This window comes from Rhizobium sp. Root274, assembly GCF_001429245.1.
GTDB lineage: Bacteria > Pseudomonadota > Alphaproteobacteria > Rhizobiales > Rhizobiaceae > Allorhizobium.
Window position 1 is genome coordinate 22,562 of the sequence record NZ_LMJE01000009.1, and the last position, 19,031, is coordinate 41,592.

General features: G+C 62.6%; 18 protein-coding genes. 7 read left to right on the plus strand and 11 right to left on the minus strand.

Annotation, left to right across the window (positions count from 1 at the left end; all coding sequences use genetic code 11):
- Nucleotides 1-58 precede the first annotated feature (58 nt).
- A complete protein-coding gene (locus tag ASE36_RS17765; protein ID WP_244484380.1) occupies nt 59-676 on the minus strand; it encodes a thermonuclease family protein in 618 nt (205 codons plus the stop codon).
- A 233-nt stretch (nt 677-909) separates the two neighbouring features.
- Here ASE36_RS17765 and ilvD point away from each other — a divergent pair, with 233 nt between their 5' ends.
- On the plus strand, nt 910-2,745 hold the full coding sequence (ilvD, locus tag ASE36_RS17770) for a dihydroxy-acid dehydratase (RefSeq protein ID WP_062282966.1): 1,836 nt from the start codon (nt 910-912) through the stop codon (nt 2,743-2,745).
- Between the two features lie 143 nt (nt 2,746-2,888).
- On the plus strand, nt 2,889-3,317 hold the full coding sequence (locus ASE36_RS17775) for a VOC family protein (protein ID WP_062282969.1): 429 nt from the start codon (nt 2,889-2,891) through the stop codon (nt 3,315-3,317).
- A gap of 210 nt (nt 3,318-3,527) precedes the next feature.
- On the opposite strand, the gene ASE36_RS17785 is transcribed toward ASE36_RS17775, so the two are convergent.
- Nucleotides 3,528-4,292 carry a class II aldolase/adducin family protein gene (locus ASE36_RS17785; protein ID WP_062282976.1) on the minus strand — a complete coding sequence of 255 codons (765 nt, stop codon included), beginning with the start codon at nt 4,290-4,292 and terminating at the stop codon, nt 3,528-3,530.
- Nucleotides 4,289-5,425 (minus strand): TauD/TfdA family dioxygenase, encoded by a 1,137-nt coding sequence (locus ASE36_RS17790; protein ID WP_062282980.1) that lies wholly within the window; start codon nt 5,423-5,425, stop codon nt 4,289-4,291. Before ASE36_RS17790 ends, ASE36_RS17785 begins: the two co-directional genes overlap by 4 nt.
- A 117-nt stretch (nt 5,426-5,542) precedes the next feature.
- Between ASE36_RS17790 and ASE36_RS17795 the strand changes: the two genes are divergently transcribed.
- On the plus strand, nt 5,543-6,445 hold the full coding sequence (locus ASE36_RS17795; RefSeq protein ID WP_062282984.1) for a LysR family transcriptional regulator: 903 nt from the start codon (nt 5,543-5,545) through the stop codon (nt 6,443-6,445).
- 65 nt (nt 6,446-6,510) lie between these two features.
- On the opposite strand, the gene ASE36_RS17800 is transcribed toward ASE36_RS17795, so the two are convergent.
- The 4 genes from ASE36_RS17800 to ASE36_RS17815 are packed head-to-tail and all read right to left on the minus strand — an operon-like array spanning nt 6,511 to nt 8,225.
- Nucleotides 6,511-7,155 carry a glutathione S-transferase family protein gene (locus ASE36_RS17800; RefSeq protein ID WP_062282989.1) on the minus strand — a complete coding sequence of 215 codons (645 nt, stop codon included), beginning with the start codon at nt 7,153-7,155 and terminating at the stop codon, nt 6,511-6,513.
- 17 nt (nt 7,156-7,172) lie between these two features.
- Entirely contained in the window at nt 7,173-7,529 is a 357-nt protein-coding gene (locus tag ASE36_RS17805; RefSeq protein ID WP_062282993.1) for a DUF86 domain-containing protein, read from the minus strand.
- On the minus strand, nt 7,529-7,825 hold the full coding sequence (locus ASE36_RS17810; protein WP_062282996.1) for a nucleotidyltransferase family protein: 297 nt from the start codon (nt 7,823-7,825) through the stop codon (nt 7,529-7,531). Before ASE36_RS17810 ends, ASE36_RS17805 begins: the two co-directional genes overlap by 1 nt.
- Before the next feature lie 31 nt (nt 7,826-7,856).
- A complete protein-coding gene (locus tag ASE36_RS17815; RefSeq protein ID WP_062282999.1) occupies nt 7,857-8,225 on the minus strand; it encodes a lysozyme inhibitor LprI family protein in 369 nt (122 codons plus the stop codon).
- Nucleotides 8,226-8,374: 149 nt separating this feature from the next.
- Between ASE36_RS17815 and ASE36_RS17820 the strand changes: the two genes are divergently transcribed.
- From ASE36_RS17820 to ASE36_RS17835, 4 genes are all read left to right on the plus strand, one after another.
- On the plus strand, nt 8,375-9,400 hold the full coding sequence (locus tag ASE36_RS17820; protein WP_062283002.1) for a serine hydrolase domain-containing protein: 1,026 nt from the start codon (nt 8,375-8,377) through the stop codon (nt 9,398-9,400).
- Between the two features lie 107 nt (nt 9,401-9,507).
- Nucleotides 9,508-10,920 (plus strand): DegQ family serine endoprotease, encoded by a 1,413-nt coding sequence (locus tag ASE36_RS17825; RefSeq protein ID WP_062283005.1) that lies wholly within the window; start codon nt 9,508-9,510, stop codon nt 10,918-10,920.
- On the plus strand, nt 10,917-12,230 hold the full coding sequence (locus ASE36_RS17830; protein WP_062283008.1) for a replication-associated recombination protein A: 1,314 nt from the start codon (nt 10,917-10,919) through the stop codon (nt 12,228-12,230). The genes ASE36_RS17825 and ASE36_RS17830 overlap by 4 nt, the downstream gene beginning before the upstream one ends.
- A 149-nt stretch (nt 12,231-12,379) precedes the next feature.
- Nucleotides 12,380-13,825 (plus strand): diguanylate cyclase domain-containing protein, encoded by a 1,446-nt coding sequence (locus ASE36_RS17835; protein ID WP_162244229.1) that lies wholly within the window; start codon nt 12,380-12,382, stop codon nt 13,823-13,825.
- Nucleotides 13,826-13,929: 104 nt separating this feature from the next.
- Here ASE36_RS17835 and ASE36_RS17840 read toward each other — a convergent pair whose 3' ends face one another.
- The 4 genes from ASE36_RS17840 to ASE36_RS17855 form a co-directional block, all read right to left on the minus strand.
- Entirely contained in the window at nt 13,930-14,241 is a 312-nt protein-coding gene (locus ASE36_RS17840) for a DUF1883 domain-containing protein (RefSeq protein ID WP_062283013.1), read from the minus strand.
- Nucleotides 14,242-14,433: 192 nt separating this feature from the next.
- Nucleotides 14,434-14,673, minus strand: a complete 240-nt coding sequence (locus ASE36_RS17845; RefSeq protein WP_062283017.1) for a DUF378 domain-containing protein — start codon at nt 14,671-14,673, stop codon at nt 14,434-14,436.
- Nucleotides 14,674-14,753: 80 nt separating this feature from the next.
- Nucleotides 14,754-15,995, minus strand: coding sequence for an MFS transporter (locus ASE36_RS17850; RefSeq protein WP_062283021.1), 1,242 nt, complete (start codon nt 15,993-15,995; stop codon nt 14,754-14,756).
- Nucleotides 15,995-18,085, minus strand: a complete 2,091-nt coding sequence (locus tag ASE36_RS17855) for a TonB-dependent siderophore receptor (RefSeq protein ID WP_244474796.1) — start codon at nt 18,083-18,085, stop codon at nt 15,995-15,997. Before ASE36_RS17855 ends, ASE36_RS17850 begins: the two co-directional genes overlap by 1 nt.
- Nucleotides 18,086-19,031 lie beyond the last annotated feature (946 nt).

The following is a 19,031-nucleotide window of genomic DNA, read 5'->3' on the forward strand; positions in this document are numbered from 1 at the left end:
TCGTGTAGGCTCTGACAGGACTTGATCTGTAAGAAATCCCGCTCCGGCGCGACTGACGTTAATCGCACCAGCTCAGCTTGTGCCCTTCCCAGCGATGCGCAAGCCCCTGGGCAATCAAGGTGTTGCCGATCGACTGCCCGTCCTGCATCACCACGCGCAGCTTGCGGCCATACTTGTCGGTATCTCGCCGCTCCTGCTGCTCGAGCGTCAGGCCTTCGCCGTTCAACGTCTCAAGCAGCGCCACCTGCGCCTGATGCCCAAGCTGCCGTTCCCGTTCGCAGGCCGGCTGGCTGATTTCAGGCGTGTTGATGTCGGAGATCCGGTATTTCTCCCCCCGGTACCAGAACGTATCGCCGTCGACGACGCAGTTGATGCGGGTCGCCGAGGCGCAGATCGAGAATGTCGCGCTGATCGGTTCGGCCCTCGAAGATACTGAGCCGGTGGTGGAGAAGTCGATCAGGCCGGCGGCATCTGCGAGGATGGTGGCAGGAGCCAGTCGTGGCGCCGGGATGAGACCCGAATAGATGCCGATCCCGCCGAGGAACAGGATGGTCGCCAGCCGCAAGGGAATGAAGTCGGTCGGCCGCCTCTGGGAACGGGGCGGCGGCGGTGGGCCGGCCAATTTCTGCCGGGCATCCTTGAGCAACAGCACGCGGGCGGGTTTCCGTGTCATCATGACGCCTCCTTCTCGCCGTTAAAGATAGGTGACAGGTCTTGCGTCGGGCTTAATGCGATCACTCAAATGCGATCGGTTCTGCGGGTCGAACCCGGCCAAACCGTACCGAATTCAGGGAAGCTGCTAGTGACAGGCTCGCTGCCTTGGCTTAGATCCTTTCCAAAAAGGACTCCGCGCGCTGAGCGCCACTGGGCGTTTGTCTGCGGGTCAGAACCATCACCGAGGTAACACCCATGCCAGTCTATCGTTCGAGAACCACCACCCACGGCCGCAACATGGCGGGTGCGCGCGGCCTCTGGCGCGCCACCGGCATGAAGGATGGCGATTTCGGCAAGCCGATCATCGCGGTCGTCAATTCCTTCACCCAGTTTGTGCCCGGCCACGTCCACCTGAAGGACTTGGGCCAGCTTGTTGCCCGCGAAATCGAAGCCGCCGGCGGTGTTGCCAAGGAATTCAACACGATCGCCGTCGATGACGGCATCGCCATGGGCCATGACGGCATGCTCTATTCGCTGCCGTCGCGCGAGATCATCTCCGACTCGGTCGAATACATGGTCAACGCCCATTGCGCCGATGCCATGGTCTGCATTTCGAACTGCGACAAGATCACGCCCGGCATGCTCTCGGCCGCCATGCGCCTCAACATCCCCGCGGTCTTCGTCTCCGGTGGTCCGATGGAAGCCGGCAAGGCGATCCTGCAGGGCCGCAAGGTCGCACTCGACCTGGTCGACGCCATGGTGGCGGCCGCCGACGACAAGATCTCCGACGCCGATGTCGACGAAATCGAAAAGGCCGCCTGTCCGACCTGCGGCTCCTGCTCCGGCATGTTTACCGCCAATTCGATGAACTGCCTGACCGAAGCACTCGGCCTGTCGCTGCCCGGCAACGGCTCGACGCTCGCCACCCACGCCGACCGCAAGCGCCTCTTCGTCGAGGCCGGTCACCTGATCGTCGATCTCGCCCGTCGTTACTACGAGCAGGACGACGAGAGCGTGCTTCCGCGCAATATCGCCTCGAAGGCCGCCTTCGAAAACGCCATGGCCCTCGACATCGCCATGGGCGGCTCGACCAATACGGTCCTGCACATCCTGGCGGCCGCCCATGAGGGCGAGATCGATTTCACCATGGACGATATTGACCGCCTGTCGCGCCGCGTGCCCTGCCTTTCCAAGGTCGCGCCTGCCAAGCAGGACGTGCATATGGAAGACGTCCACCGCGCCGGCGGCATCATGCGCATCCTCGGCGAGCTCGACCGTGGTGGCCTGATCAACCGCGATTGCCCGACCGTGCATGCCGAAACGCTTGGCCATGCCATCGACCGCTGGGACATCACCCGCACCAATTCCGAAACCGTGCGCGAATTCTTCAAGGCCGCACCCGGTGGCGTCCGCACCACTCAAGCCTTCTCCCAGGCCTCGCGCTGGGACGATCTCGACACCGACGGCGAAACCGGTGTCATCCGCTCGGTTGAACATCCCTTCTCCAAGGATGGCGGTCTCGCGGTCCTCAAGGGCAACATCGCGCTCGACGGCTGCATCGTGAAGACGGCCGGCGTCGATGAATCGATCCTGAAGTTCAAGGGCCCCGCCCGCGTCTTCGAAAGCCAGGACGCCGCCGTAAAGGCGATCCTGTCCAACCACATCGTCGCGGGCGATGTTGTCGTCATCCGCTACGAAGGCCCGAAGGGCGGCCCGGGCATGCAGGAAATGCTCTATCCGACGAGCTATCTGAAGTCGAAGGGCCTCGGCAAGGTCTGCGCGCTGATCACCGACGGCCGTTTCTCCGGCGGCACCTCGGGCCTCTCGATCGGCCATGCCTCGCCGGAAGCAGCCCAGGGCGGCGCCATCGGTCTCGTCCGCGAAGGCGACCTGATCGACATCGACATCCCCAACCGTACGATCAACCTCGTTGTCGACCCGGCCGAACTGGAACGTCGCCGCGCCGAGCAGGATGCAAAGGGCTGGTTCCCTGCCGAAAAGCGCAAGCGCAACGTCACGACGGCGCTCAAGGCCTATGCTGCCTTTGCCTCGTCCGCCGACAAGGGCGCCGTGCGCGTCCTGCCGGAATAAACGTGCTCCATCAGTGCAGGAGGCGGTCATCCGCCTTCTGCTCAAGCTCCCGGCTCGCCGCCTTGCAGCCTTGAGGGCACTTAATCCCCTCGATGCCGCCCCGAAGTCCCTCTTGCCCTGAAGTCCTTCTTCAAGGAACAGCGATGACCGTACCCTTCAGCCTCGTCGGCATCGACCACGTCGTCTTCATCGTCGACGACATGGAAAAGGCGCTCCGTTTCTATCACGAGGTCCTCGGCTGCCGCCCCGGCTATTCCTATCCCGCGCTCGGCATGGAGCAGGTCTGGTGCGGCGCAGCCCTGATCGTGCTGTGGGACATCACCCATCCTGGTGGCCACAAGGCAGCGCCACCGGTCGCAGGCGGCCGCAACGTCGACCACATCTGCATCGCCACCGGCCCCTTCGACCATGAGGAACTGCGCGCCCATCTCGCCCGCCACAACGTGACCATAAACCGCGAAGCGATGCATGGCGGCGCCCGCGGCATGGGCCATTCCTTCTATGTGCAGGACCCCTTCGGCAACACGATCGAGATCAAGGGCCCTGCCGAATATCCGGATGGGCGCGGCTGAGGCTTGATCACTCCATCGTCAAGCCCGCCGGCTGGCCATTCCGCCTTTCTCCGCATCCGTCACCCTCGGGCTTGTCCCGAGGGTCTGCCGAGCGAAGACGGTGAACGCGGTAGATGCTCGGCACAAGGCCGAGCATGACGAACTCGGATGTGCACCGCCTCGGATCATCGTCGGCACTCAGCGTGAGCCGGCCTACCGGGGCAGGGTGCATCAATCCCGGTAAGACGGATCTTCCTTGTCGAGGCACGACTTCAGGTACGCAAAATGCTTCTCCGCCATGCCGCGATACGGAATCCATCCGTCCGACGTGCCCTGCGCGATCTCGTCCGACAGCACCGCCAGCGGCTTGCCGGTCGAAAGGGCCAGTACCATCGTCTGCGCCGCCTTCTCGAAGAAGTAGAGATCCTCGAAGGCATCCGCCACCGTCTCGCCGGCAACCGACACGCCGTGATTGCCCATCACCAGCACCGCCTTGCCACGGATCATCTCCGCCAGCCGCTCGCCTTCTTCCGCCGCGTCCGCAATCCCGCCGAAGTCGAGGTCATAACCGATCCGCCCGAAGAACCGCGCCGTGTTGTTGTCGAGCGGCAAAAGCGTCGGGTCCTTGAGGCACGACAGCGCCACCGCATAAGGCGAATGGCAATGCAGGATCACACGCGCCTCCGGCAGCATCCGATGCAACGTGCCATGCACGGTCCAGGCGGACGGATCCGGCGCATTGGGCCGGTTCATGACATCGGGATCGTCAGCATCGAGCAGCAGCAGGTCGCTCGCCTTCACCGTGGCAAAATGCTGCCAGCGCGGGTTGAGCAGGAATTTCCGCCCATTGGCGGAGACCGCAGCGCTGAAATGATTGCCGACCGACTCACTCCAGCCGAAGCGATGGCAAAGCCGGAAGGCCGCCGCCAGATCCTGACGCAGCGCAGTCAGCGCTGCATCATCGAGCATGTCGTTTCCGGAAGCTGCGATATTCATGCCTTGAACCGTCCTTCCGTCGTCAGCGCGCGATAGGTCGAGCGCATCTCCTCCCGGTCGGCATAACAGCCGCGCAGATAGCGGTCGCCGCTGGTTGCCGAATAGGCCATGCGCCCATGCACGATGCGGTGATTGTCGAACACCATGCACTCGCCCGCCTTCATCAGGAAGCGCATCATGAATTTGTCGTCCTGCAGCATTTTGCCAAAACGGCAGAAGGCCGGATAATAGTCATCGAGCACGGTCTGCGGCAGGTCGAAGAGATCCGCCATGTGCTGGCTGATCGTCAAGCCCGACACCTCGCCATGTTTGTCGAGCTCGATCACCCGCTGCCGCGAGCGCATGTCGTAGGTGTCATGCTCGCAGAAGAACGGAATATCGATTTCCGACAAGAGCTTGAACCCCTCCGGATCGATCTCCCTGAAAGCATTGGCGACCGCTACGCCGTCCGAATAGATGCTCATGCCGCCTTCGACGGTGTTCGCCCGGCAATGCAGGAACTGGATGCCCGGCGCATGTTCCTCGGCTGGTGTGTCGGTGTGCAGCTCCAGCGCCTTGGCGGTGTAAGCGGTGTTGGTCGGGTTGATATGCGTCTTCACATCAAAATATTCGCCGAAAAACGTCGGACGCACATGCCCCATCAGCTTCACCGTCTGGGTCAGCCCCTCGTTGCTGTCGGGCATGTCGGTCACGATCGTCAGACCCTCGACGATCATGGCTTCGAGCCATTCCGCCACCTTCTTCGCGTCCCGCATCAGCTCCGGCTGCGAGAAGCGCGGGACATCAGGATAATGGTCGCTGAACCAGGCCTTGCGCGGCAGGTCGGCCGGATCAGGCCGATGTTTGCCTTCGGTGTAGAGCGAGAGTAGCGACAGCGGAAAGCGCGACACATGGTTCTCACCCGCCCAGCGGATCACCAGCATCCCATCATCGATCTCGGCGCTATCGGCGCGCGGTGCTGCCGACAGATGAAAGATGTCGAAGCTGCGCTCGCGCGTCGCGCTGTCGAAGGAGGAGGGGCAATTGTCGCGCAGCCAGTAATAGTTGAAATAAGACTGCTTTCCCTCGGAAAGTGGAACGTGGAGCCCTTTGTCGGCAAGCGTGACGCTACCTGTGGCAACATGCATATTCATCGCGGATTTCCTTAAGTCAGGACTGCGGAAAAGATGATCTGATTTGATGATCATCATCCGACTTCCCAGCGGAAACCAGAGTGATTATGCTTATGCTGAGTTAAGCTGGAGGTTAAGTTGAGCCGTCTTCCACCCCTACGCCTTCTGACCACCTTCGAAGCCGTCGCCCGGCTCGGCTCGATGCGCGAGGCGGCGACTGCCTTGAACGTCACCCAGCCCGCTGTCACCCAGGCGCTGAGGGCCCTGGAAGACCATGTCGGCGCCACCCTGGTCGACCGCACCACGCGTCCCGCAAGGCTCACCGAAACCGGCCAGCAACTCGCCCGCGCCACCCGCGATGGCCTCGACCTGATCGCCGACACGATCGAGGAAATCCGCACCAGCACCGGCCTCGAAGACCAGCGCCTGACCGTCGCCTGCACCATGGGCCTTGCCACCCACTGGCTGATGCCGCGCCTGAGCGACTTCTACGCCCGCCATCCGGGTTACTTCGTCAATGTCCAGGTGCCCCCAACCGACCTGCCGCAGATGTGGCCCGGCACCGACCTCGTCCTGCGCTACGGCCGCGGCACCTGGACCGATGGCACGACGCTCCGCCTCTTCGACGAAACCGTCTGCCCCGTCGGTCGCCCGGCTTTGGTCGAAACCCTGATGGCCAAGGGCGAGGGACTGGAGACCGGCCCGCTCATCCATGTCCGCACCGTCGAGGCGCGCCACTGGGAAGGTTGGACCGACTATCTCGCCCGCCGCGACCTGCCCAAACCGCGCGGCCCATCCCACATTTTCGACAACTACGTACAGGCGGTGCAGGCAGCGCTTGACGGACGCGGCCTGATGCTCGGCTGGCGCTCGATCACCGACACCCTCGTCGCCGACGGCAGCCTGAAACCCTGGCCCGACGGCGCGCTTAACCTCGGCACCGCCTATTTTGCGACGGTGGCGCCGACGGCGGCAAAACGCCCGGCGGTCAAGGCTTTTGTGACCTGGCTAGGGGAGGGGGCGGACGGTGTCGCTATATGAAGCTGAGTAAATAAGATAATTAGGCAAATTGAAAATTAGCGGGCCGGCGGTTGCTTAGATGCTCGTCACGAAGAGGACTGCGTCTCCCGAAAACTCTCCAGCGCCGTCACTCTCTGCCACCAGTCACCGAGTTTGCGGTGTTCGACTAACATCTGGCGCAGCTCCGGCACCTCCAGCGCATAGTCGATCATCGGCGCCAGATAGAGATCCGCCAGCGTGAGTGTGTCTCCACACATCCACCGCTGCTCGGAAAGCATTCCGGCAAGCACGTCGAGCGTGATCCGGGCAACGCCGCGCGCATTCTCCACGCGCGCCTCATCCGGGGCTTCCTCCCGCTTCGACTTTTCGATGCACTCGACATAAAGCCCCCATACCATCTGCGGATAAACATAGCCGTCCGCAATGCTGATGATCTGGTTCATCCGGGCGCGGGTTTTCGCCTCGACAGGCTGAAGCGCCGGCCCGTCGAAGGCCTCGTCGACATAGCGGGTGATGGCCCCTGTCTCATAGAGACGGAAATCACCGTGTTCGAAGGCTGGGATCTTCCCGAAAGGATGCCTCTGCCGATGCGCCGCTGGAACCCCATCTTCGGCAAAGATGTCGACCGGCACGAGATCATACGCGACGCCTTTTTCCTGAAGGGCAAGACGCGCGATCCGCACATAAACGCTGTGATTGGCGCCGTAGAGTTGAGGTCGTTCTGTTTCCATTGGTCGTGCCGGCACCGTCACTTTCGCTCCTCATGGGTCGAGCGCAGCATCTTCAGAACTGCAGCTTTGAGCGGCTTGAGATGCCGCTCGATCACCGACCAAATCACGTCGTCGGCAATCGTGTGATACTCATGGCGCAGCACATTGCCGATACCGTGAATCTGTTTCCAGGGGATGTCCGGTGCTAAAGAGAGTAGGGCATCCGGCAGATGCCGCGATGCTTCGGAGATGATTTCTAGAGCCCGTTGCACGGCCAGCCTAATCAGCCAGTCCTGCTTGAAATCTTCCAGAGATATCCCGTCGGTATACTTTTGTATGCCTTCGATCGCGTCCAGGATCTCTGCAAGGACTGCGTCAACCCTTCGTCCGCTCATCAAAACACCCGAAGCGCAGACCGCTCAATATCGCCCCTTAGCATGGGGTGCAGGCTGTTCCTCGTGGTCAGGTCCACCGCAATGGAAAGTTCCTGCTCCAGGAACTGCTGGATGCCGATCAGTTCGATCAGGGAAAATTTCTCGGTTGGATCATAGTCGATGAATAGATCGAGGTCGCTTGTTGGTGTCGCCTCGTCGCGCACTGTCGAGCCGAAAACATACAGTCCCGTTGCCCCCATGGCCCGGACCGTTGGGGCAAGCCGCTTGAGCTGCGATATGGCTTCAACCTGCTTCATGCTCGGATGTTAGCACACCATATGTTCTCCGTCACTTCGGTCGCTGCACCCCCTCATACACGGTCGCGAGCTGCGCCATCCGCGCCGTATAGGCCGCAGTCAGGCAGGCGACGTCACCCTTGCATTCGCCGCGTTTGGCCAGCCACTCGATCTGCTGGTCCTGCAATTCGCCGCGCGCACCCATGGCCAGCAGCCCGGACAACAGCTCAAACGTCGTGACCATCTTCACGTCCATGTCGTTGAGCGACAGCGTCTGGCAGATCGCGGTCTCGTCCTCGGCCAGTTCCGGCTTCTTGCAGTCGAAGCTTGCGGCGTGAGCGGGCAGCGCGCCCGCCAGCATGGGGCCGGCAAGCAGCGCGAAGATCAGGGCGCGGGTCGCGGCTGCATGGGGATCGGACATGATGACCTCGTTTTGGTTTGGCAACGGAGGCTGAACGCCCCGGGCGCCGTCACGTTCCGTGCGCCGTGCGCATGGCAGCTCCTCACGATGCGGTGAGGCAGCGCCCGAGAGGCTTTGATCCTCCTTGTGGCGCGCCTAAGTTGCACGGGATGAACAGAAGAACGCTCCTTGCCGCGATCGCCGCGCTTCCCGCTTTCCCGCTCGCCAAGAGCTTCGCCCAATCCTCGGAGGTGGACGATATCTCGCGCCAGCGCATCGGCACGCTGCTTGACGAGGCCCGCCGGCTCGACACGCTGGAAACCGTGATCGTCACCCGCGATGGCGAGCCGCTCGCCGAGCGCGCCTATGGCAACAACTCGCTTGATGGCTCCACGAACATCAAATCCGCCTCGAAATGCGTCGTCTCCGCCCTCGTTGGTATTGCGATCGACAAGGGCCTGCTCGACGGTGTCGATCAGAAGATGGAAACCGTGCTGCGCTCCGAATTCCCCAAGAATCCCGATCCGCGCCTGTCGAAGATCACCATCGGCCATCTCCTGTCCATGCGCGCGGGCCTCGATCGCATGTCCGGTCCAAATTACGGCCGCTGGGTCGCGAGCCGCAACTGGACACGCTCAGCACTCGCCGCCGATTTCGTCGACGAGCCGGGCGGTGGCATGCTCTATTCCACGGCCTCGACCCATCTGCTTTCGGTGATCCTCACCAAGGTTTCCGGCAAGCCGACGCTGGCACTGGCACGCGACTGGCTCCGCCCGCTCGACGGCTTCCGCATTGGCGCCTGGGACCGCGATCCCCAGGGTTATTATCTCGGTGGCAACCAGATGGCCATGACGCCGCGCTCGCTGCATGCCTTCGGCGAGCTCTATCGGCGCGGCGGCGTCACCGAGGACGGCACGCGCCTCATCTCCGAAGACTGGATCCGCGAAAGCTGGATCCTCCGCACTAATTCCGTCTTCAACGGCGATGGCTACGGTTACGCCTGGTTCCTGAAAGAGATGGGCGGCGAGCAGGTGAACTATGCCTGGGGTTACGGCGGTCAGATGCTCTACATCACCCCGAGCCTCGGCCTCACCGTCGCCATGACCTCCAACGAGGCAGCCCCATCGGCCCGCACCGGCTACCGCGACGAGCTGCACGGCCTGATGACTGGCATCATCGGCATCGTCAGGACTTGAGGCTGCCGAGGTTTATCCCCATCTGCGATCACGCTTCCTTGCTTCTGCCTATTTCAGGACGCAGGAACCGTGTTTAGAACATCCATGATCCATTGAAGGGTTCTTGCATGCCGCGTCTCAGCCGTATCCTCTCCTTCGCCGTTGTCTTGACCGTTGCCGCCACACCGCTGGCGGGCACCACCGTGCTTGCCCAGGACAAGGTCGTGCCGCAGAGCCAGCTCGACATGCAGATGTCCTTTGCGCCGCTGGTCAAGCAGACGCGCGGCGCCGTCGTCAATGTCTATGCCGAGCGCATCGTCCAGAGCCGTTCCAATCTCTTTGCCGGTGATCCCTTCTTCGAACAGTTTTTCGGCCAGCGCATGCCGAACCGCACGGAAAAACAGTCCTCGCTCGGCTCGGGAGTGATCGTCGAGGCGAACGGCACGGTCGTGACCAACAACCACGTCATCGATGGCGCCGACGACATCAAGGTGGCGCTGGCCGATGGCCGCGAATATCCGGTCAAGGTCGTGCTCAAGGATGATCGCCTTGACCTTGCCGTGCTGAAATTCGACGCGCCGGAAACGATGCCGACCCTGCCGATTGGCAATTCCGACGCCACCGAAGTCGGCGACCTCGTGCTTGCCATCGGCAATCCTTTCGGTGTCGGCCAGACGGTCACCTCGGGCATCGTCTCGGCGCTCGCCCGCAATCAGGTCACGGAAGGGGATTTCGGCTTCTTCATCCAGACCGATGCCGCGATCAATCCCGGCAATTCCGGCGGCGCTTTGGTCAACACCAAAGGTGAGCTGATCGGCATCAACACCGCAATCTTTTCGCGTGGCGGCGGCTCCAATGGCGTGGGCTTCGCCATCCCTGCCAATCTCGTCCGCGTTTTCCTCGATGCTGCCGACCGCGGCGATGCAAGCTTCGAAAAGCCCTATGTCGGGGCAAGCTTCGAGCCGGTGACATCGGATGTGGCCGAAGCACTGGGCCTGAAAACGGTGCGCGGCGCGCTCGTCGTGCGCATCGCCGAAGATGGCCCGGCCGCCAAGGCAGGCCTGAAGCCTGGCCAGGTCGTGACCGCCGTCAACGGCATTCCCGTCGAACATCCCGATGCCCTCGGCTACCGCCTGACCACAGCAGGTCTCGGCAAGACGGCTGAACTCACAGTTCAGGAGGATGGCAAAGAAAAGACGATCGCGCTGACGCTGGCGGCCGCCCCCGAAACCCGGCCGCGCGACATCCAGTTGATAGAGGGGCGCAACCCCTTTGCCGGCATCCGCGCCGGTAATCTTTCGCCGCGTCTCGCCTATGAACTCAAGATGGCCTCGGAAGTCACCGGCGTTGTTGTCACCGAAGTGGTCCAGGGCTCGCCCGCCGCCCGCCTCGGCTTCCAGCCGCGAGATATTGTCGTCGCCGTCAATGGCGAGGATATCGCCTCGGTCGATGACCTGAAGAAGATCGCCGAAAGCGATCCCGGCTTCTGGCGCGTCGAGATCGAACGCGACGGCCAGCGCATTCGGCAGATCTTTCGATGAGTGATCTCTTCGCGCCGCAGATGTCGAAGGAAATGGCCGAGCGGCGTCCGCTCGCCGATCGTCTGCGGCCGAAGAACCTCGCCGAAGTCACCGGCCAGGAACACCTGACCGGCGAGGACGGCGTGCTCGCCCGCATGATCGCGGCGGGTTCGCTGGGTTCGATGATCTTCTGGGGTCCGCCCGGTACCGGCAAGACCACCGTCGCCCGGCTTCTGTCGGGCGAGGCGGGCCTGGCCTTCGAGCAGATCTCGGCGATCTTCTCCGGCGTCGCCGATCTGAAGAAGGTCTTTGAAAGCGCGCGGCTCCGCCGCATGGAAGGCCGCCAGACGCTGCTCTTCGTCGACGAGATCCACCGCTTCAACCGCGCCCAGCAGGACAGTTTTCTGCCCGTCATGGAGGATGGCACTGTCATCCTCGTTGGGGCGACGACCGAAAACCCGAGCTTCGAATTGAACGCCGCTCTTTTGTCGCGGGCGAGGGTGCTCACTTTCAAGAGCCATGATGCCGAGAGCATCGAGACGCTTTTGAAGCGCGCGGAGGAAACGGAAGGCAAGCCGCTGCCGCTTGATGCCGATGCCCGGCACGCTTTGATCCGCATGGCCGATGGCGATGGCCGGGCGTCTTTGACGCTGGCCGAAGAGGTCTGGCGCGCCGCCCGCCCTGGTGAGGTCTTCGACACCGAGGGCCTGGGCCGCATCGTCCAGCGCCGCGCGCCGGTCTACGATAAGGGCCAGGACGGTCACTACAATCTGATCTCGGCGCTCCACAAGGCGGTGCGCGGCTCCGACCCGGATGCGGCCCTCTATTATCTCTGCCGCATGTTTGATGCGGGCGAGGACCCGCTTTATCTCGGCCGTCGGCTGGTCCGCATGGCGGTCGAGGATATCGGCCTGGCTGACCCGCAGGCGCTCGTGATCTGCAATGCCGCCAAGGATGCCTATGATTATCTCGGCTCTCCGGAGGGGGAGCTGGCGCTCGCCCAGGCCTGCGTTTATCTCGCCACCGCCCCGAAATCGAATGGCGTCTATGTCGCCTACAAGGCCGCCATGCGCGCCGCCAAGGAATATGGCTCGCTCCTGCCGCCCAAGCACATCCTCAATGCCCCGACGAAGCTGATGAAGGCGGAAGGCTATAATGAGGGTTATCGCTACGACCACGACGAACCCGATGCCTTTTCCGGCCAGGATTATTTCCCGGAGAAGATGGGCCGCAAGACCTTTTACGACCCGCCGGAGCGCGGCTTCGAGCGCGAGATCAAGAAACGGCTGGACTGGTGGGCGAAGCTCAGGCGCGATCGCGGCAGCGGCTAACACGTTCTGACAGTTTGCTTATCGTCATTTTGTATTAAGTTGATTTTAAGCGGATGCTTTTAGTCTGCTTCGACGGAAAGCAGAGGAAACGCATGCCGCAGAGATATGGATTGTTTGACGAAGCGGCATTGCCCGCCGCGGAGCCGCGGGTGAGCCTGAGGACGCTCGGCGGGATCTTTTCGGCCGTTCTCATCACGCTGGCAGCCCTCTCGCTTTTCTTCGTCGGTGCCGTGGCATCGAAAAAGGCCGACGCTATCGCCGTCGAAAAGCAGTTCACCTTTCTTGAGAATGCCATCCGCGACCGCCAGAACCTGATGGCTCGAGATCAACTGGGTCTTGCGCGCTGGGACCGGGCGGTCCGCTTCGTCACCCTCGATTTCTGGCCAGCTTTCATCGAAAACGAGCTCGTATCGTCGCTGTGGAACGATTTCGGACATGACCGCAGCTTCCTGATCGGCCCCGGTGGGCGGGTTCTGATGGCGGCCTATCAGGACGACGTCGAATTCGGCGAGAACTGGCTTGAGCCCGGCAGCAGTCTGCTGGCACTCGTGGATCTCGCCATTGCCCGGCACAACACCAACCGCATCAAGGTCGATGGCGGCTACAGCCAGCGGCCCGTCATCGCGTCCCATGTCGAGGAGATTGCCGCCTATGGTTTCATCGAGATTGACGGCAAGGCGATGATCGCGAGCGCCATGGCAATCGTTCCGGACGACAATCGGGTCGTTCTGCCGGCCGGCGCTCCGGTCATCCTGGTGTCGGCCCGACCGATCGACGCGGGTTTCATTCACGATCTGAATGCCCAGCTGAAGGTCAGCGGGCTCTTCTACAGCAACGACACCGACGGTCTTGTGCCGGCCGTGGATATCGAGGCCCGCACCATCGGCAGCTTCTCCTGGGAGCCCTATCGTCCCGGTCGGGAAATCTGGCATCTGGTCGTGCCCCTGGTGGTCTTGCTGTCGAGCCTGCTCCTGGCCGCGACCCTGATCATCGGCCGCATGATCGGCCGGCTGTCGAACCGTCTGGAGGCGAGTGAACGGCAAAACCGCGAACTGGCGCTGCGCGACGCGCTGTCGGGTCTTGCCAACCGGCTATGCTTCGACCGGGCCCTTACAGTCGCTTCCGAGCGCCTTGCTCACGCCCCCTTCGCCGTGATCGCGAGTGACCTCGACCGGTTCAAGGCGGTCAACGATATCCACGGACACGGTGCCGGCGATGCTGTCATCCGCGTGGTGGCCGAGCGGTTGCGCGAGGCGGTCGGAGAGCACGGCCTAGTCGGTCGCATGGGCGGCGACGAGTTCGTCATTCTGGTGTCCGGCTTCCACGACCGGCCGCGTCTGGCGCTGCTTGCCCAGCAGATCATCGCCTCCGTCTCGCGCCCCATCCTGGTGCCAAACGGCGCGGTCGTTGATGTCGGCATCAGCCTAGGCGTCGCCATTGCGCCCGACCATGGCGTATCGGGGCATCAGATCATGGCCTGCGCCGACCGTGCCCTTTATGCCTCCAAGGAAGGCGGCCGTGGTCGCGTATTCTTCGCGGAAGATCGGCAGGACGCACGCGAAGTGCCAGCCAACGCAAGCACTGCTGCCGCCTAAGCCAAATCGACCATCGAGCGCTCGGCTTGGCGCAAATACCGTGAGCAGAGAACCGCAGCTTCTGCGGCCAAGGCTGTCTTATCGGGTGCTATTGATGAAGGGTCTCAGGAGGCCCGCTGCTTCGGCTGAACGCTCGGAGCCGCCGTCATCTTGACCTTGCTCTCCGCCAGCCCGTGATGGCCTTCCATATCGACGATCAGATGCCAGTGGCCGTTTTCAGGAATGACGATCTTGAGTGGCGACTTCTTTGCGACACCGCCCAAAAACTTGAAGTCGAGCGTTTCCTTGAATCGCTGAAAATTCGTCGGCGTCATCAGTCGCACATTGTTGACGGCGGATAGCGTCACTTCGATGATCGTGCCGGCGCGTTGTTCCTTCAGGTCGTAATGAGTGAAGCGAAAAGTCGGTTTGGACATCTTGTCCTCGTCTCCAGGCGGTCTGTCATTGTCGATCAGTCTATAACTGCGGCCGTTAAGGAACGGTTTGGCGGCGGGCGGCTTAGAGCGCTGACCGGAGACTTTTTTGGGACGATGCGTTCACTCAAATGAAAGCAGGGCCGACACTGTCGACCCTGCTCCATAGTATGTCTTTAAGCGATCAGCTGCCCGTTAGCGATGGGTGCCGAGATTGGCTTCGGCCCGCGGTTCGCCGACCGACATGGCCTTGAAGAACGGAACCAGCTGCCAAAGGGCCGACAGGCCGACCAGCACGTAAACGATGGTGGCAAGCGTCGTATCCTGGCCACCGAACAGGGTGGCAACGAGGTCGAAATCGGCAAGGCCGACGAGCAGCCAGTTGAGGCCGCCGACGATGACGAGAAGCAGTGTGATAAGGTTGAGGGCGCGCATGAATTTCTCTCCTATGGTGTCGAATGAAACTAACGAGCGTCCGCGTGATTGGTTCCGATAGGGTCGGGACTCGCGGCGTCTTATGCTGGTCGGGGCTCCTCCGTCGTGAGTTTCTTCGGACTGATGCGAACGAGAGCGGCGACCGCCGGGACGGCCGCAAAGGCGATGAAGGCCGCAAGGGCAAAGAAGGGCGTGTAGCCCAGATGATGCGCCATTTGCCCGGCCGCCATGCCGCCAAGGATGCTGACCAGTGCGTCCATGCATTGGAACAGCGTGAAGTCGACGCCAGCCTGACGCGGGTCAGACCAGTGCATGAACTGGGCATAGAGGCCGACAAAGCCAAGGGCGAGAACCGCCGAGCCGCTGAAGACGGTCATCGTCATCAGCAGAACATGTGGGAAGCCGTTCGTGTACGATGCAGCCGCAAAGCCCGCCAGAGCCAAGCCCTGCAGCACGAGCGCGAGGATCATCACCATGCCCGTGCCCAGCCGCCGGACGAGCAGGCCGGCCGCGAGCGCCACGCCGAAACCGACAAAGAGGCTGCCCACCCCGTTCGTGAGACCGATCGTCGCCAGATCCAGTCCCTGGTCGACGAGGAAGGTCCCCGTCATTCCAAGCGCGACTTTTTGGGAGAAGGCGTAAATGGCAGAAAGTCCCAGCCCGCGGCGCAGGTCGGGCCGCGACAGTGCTGCGCGCAACGACGGCGAATGCGTGCGCTCCTCGTGCGGCAGTCGGGGCGAGACGAACAGGAGGAAGGGCATGCCGAGCAGAACAAGCACGACCGCCATGCTCCAGGTCGCCACCGGCCAACCCCAGAGATCGGCCAGTGCCAGGAACAGGCCGCCGCCGATAGCCGAGCCGAGATAGGCGCCGCCGACCTGCGCCGCATTGGCAAGGCCATGATGGTGCTGGGCAAGGCTCTGCACCGCAAACCCGTCGCAGGCGATATCGACCGTTGCGGCGGCAAAGGCCACCAGCGTCAGCAGCAAGAAGATCGGCAGCGCCCTTGCCGGATCCATCAGGCCGACGGCGAGAAGGCTGCCGACCGACACGAGCCCGCCAATGAGGATGATCGTGCCGGAGCGGTTGCGCCCGCTGGCCGGCAGCCGGTAGCGCTCGACGAGCGGCGACCACAGGAATTTGAGCACCCAGGGCAGGGCGATCAGCGACACCATCCCGATCTGGTCGAGCGACACGCCGGCCGTGCGCATCAGTGCCGGCAGTCCCGTCCAGGTCATGCCGCCGATCACGCTCTGCCCCACATAGAGGGCGCCGATGCCGGTGATCAGCATCGGCGTCGAACTGGCTTGTCGCGCCGCCATCAGAAGCGATAGCGAAGGCTGCCGTAGACTGTGCGGCCTTCGTCCCAGTAGCAATAGCCGGCCGAGCAAATGGCCTTTTCGGTGTTGAAGAGGTTCTTCGCATTCACCTGAAGGGAAAGACCCTTCAGATCGGGGTTGCTGTAGCCGAAATCGTAGGACAGCGACGCATCGACCAGCAGGCGGGCCGAATTGGTGAAGCTGTTCTGGTCGTCGCCATAGCTTTCGCCGATGTAGCGCAGACCGGCACCGACACCCAGACCGGCCAGGGCTCCGTCCTCGACCAGATAGTGGCCCCACAGCGAAGCGATGTGGTTTGGCGTGGCCGACAGTTCGTTTCCGGCCGTGCCGGTGGCGCCGCGATCGATCTCCATCTGCTGATAGGTATAGGCGGCGATCAGGCTGAAGCCGTTGCCGAGCGAGGCATTGGCTTCCAGTTCGAGGCCGCGGGAATGCAGGTCGCGCTGCACCTGCTTGTTGACGCCTGCGGAGGTGTCAAAGACGATGCCGTTCTTCATCTCGATGTCGAAGAGGGCGGCGGTGAGCACGGCATTGGCATCCGGCAGCTCATACTTCACCCCGATTTCCTTCTGCCGGCCGGTGGTCGGATCGGCAACGCGGTTCACCGTGCTGGACGGATCGTCATAGACGAAGCCGACATTCGGATTGAACGAGGTCGAATAGGTCGCGTAAGGGGTGATCCCGGCCTCCGTGCGGTAGGAGAGGCCGATCCGGCCGGAGAAGCCGTGATCCGTCTGCTCCGTCGCCGTGAAGCCGGAATCCACCGCATCCGTGGAGGTCCAGTCATAGCGGGCGCTGGCAAACAGGCTGATCGCCTCCCAGTCGATCTGGTCATGCAGATAGGCGCCGACCATGTTCATGCGCTGGCTGCCGCCGAAGGGCGTGGCCGTAGCGTTGAGATCGGTAAGGGTGGTGTAGGAGACGCCGCTATAGGCTTCGTAATCCGACCAGTTGTAGTCGAGACCGGCCACGGCGGTGTGGCTGAGCGCGCCGGTGTCGAATTCGAACTTGGCGGAGTTGTCGAGGGCGAGGTTCTTCACCCGCTCCTGGTAATAGCCCCAGTAGCGCGTCGGCGACGAGCCGTAGAGGCCGCTGTATTCGAGAGAGGCATCGACGTCGGAGTAGCGCAGGTTCTGGCGAAGCGTGACCGTCTCGTTGAGGCGATGCTCAAGCTCGTAGCCGATGCGCGCCTGCTTCTGGTCGAAATCGTTCCAGTTCGGATCGCCGCCATAGGTGTGGGTGAGCGTGCCGTAGACCGGCTGGTAGAAGGCGGCCGTGCCGCCGGTGAGCGCGCGCGAATATTCGCCGAGGATGGTGAGCTTGGTGTCCTCGTCCGGCGTGATGGTGAAGGCCGGAGCGATATAATATTTGTCGTCCGGATAGCCTTCGAGATGGGTGTCGCTCTTGCGACCGAGCGCCGTCAGGCGGTAGAGCAGCCAATCGTTTTCAGCGCTCACCGGACCGGAAAGATCGACGCCCACCTGATAGCGGTTGTCCTGTCCCAAGGTCAGTTCGACTTCGCGGAAGGTCTCCGCCGTCGGCCGCTTCGTCACCATGTTGACAATGCCGCCGGGACCGCTGACCCCGTAGAGCGCCGAGGCGGGGCCCTTCAGCACCGTAACACCCTCAAGGCCGTAGGGCTCGCCGCGAAGCCAGGCGGATGGACCGTTGAACTGCCTCAGGCCGTCGCGGAACATACCGTTGTAATAGGCCGGGAAGCCGCGCAGGTAATAAGCGTCATAGCGGCTGTCATAGCCGAAGGTGTTGGGATTGGCACCGGCCGTATAGGCGAGCGCCTCGTTCAGCGTGCGCGGCTTCTGATCCTCGATCTGGTCCTGGGTTACGGTGGAGATGGCCTGCGGCACCTTGATCAGCGGGGTATCCACCTTGGTCCCCGTGCGGTCGGCCTTCGCGACATAGCCGTCCTGCACGAGGATATCGTCACTCTCCGATTCCACCTGGATCGTGTCGAGAACCGTGCCCTCTTCCTGGGCAAGGGCGATACCCGGCTGCACCATGCAGGCAATGCCCGCCAGCATCATCAGGCGATGCCCCGCCATTCTCTTGTTCATGTCCATATCGATGTCCCCTCGATCAGTCGGCCGGCGCATTAAAAGATGATTAATGCACTCAGGAAATGCGATATAAATAGATGACGACATGAGTCAAGTTTTGCGATCGGGTTTTGCACGGAAGGGATTTGCGCACACAGCTCCGCTGCCGGTCGGGATCATCTCCCTCCGGGCGGGGCGAAACTTTCCTCGGGTTAAACCCGAGGATCGGACGAGGCGCCAGAAGCAACCTGTCTAAGTAATGTATGTGGCTCCTTCCGGCGCCTCGTTCGGCGTCTATTCCCGCTGCATGCGTCTCTCTGGCAAGGCGGCGACGGTCCTCGTGATCCTCGGGCTTGACCCGAGGATCACGAGGATTGACCGGGCGCGGGTCCGGCTGTGGCATCATACGAGATGACGCTTCAGCCTGGCCGGTGGCCCGGGACGTTCCCGCCGGATGGTGCACCATTCCGACCGGGACCCTCGCCCGGGGGATGAAGCCTTTGCCATTGGCGGCTTAGGCCTTCATCCCCGCCGTTTGTTTCGCCCCGCCGTCTGGTATGGTTCGCGACAGCGTTGGCGCCTTGTCTGTGTGCCCCTGAGGCACGTCCTTCCGATCGGGTTGCACCTGCGACAGTGCTTAACCCCGGCGCCGGCCCCGCCTCGCCTGACATCGCATCGTCAGGTGTATCCGAGGGCGGGACGGGGTTGAGTCTATGGGAGGAAAAACGGTGGGGGATGAAAAAATGTGTCGGGGTTTGATTTCGTTGAGGAATCGCTGCGGGGCGTCCCCCTCCGACTGCGGGATTTGAGGGGGGGCGTCCCGATTCTCCCCAGCGGGAAGAAGGTGGTGCTGCAGCGCTGGATGAGGGGCGGCGCACTGCTGATGGGGCTTGTGTTTGGATCCTCGGGTCAAGCCCGAGGATGACGGAGTTCGGGGACGAGGCGGTATCCTCCGCCGACGAGG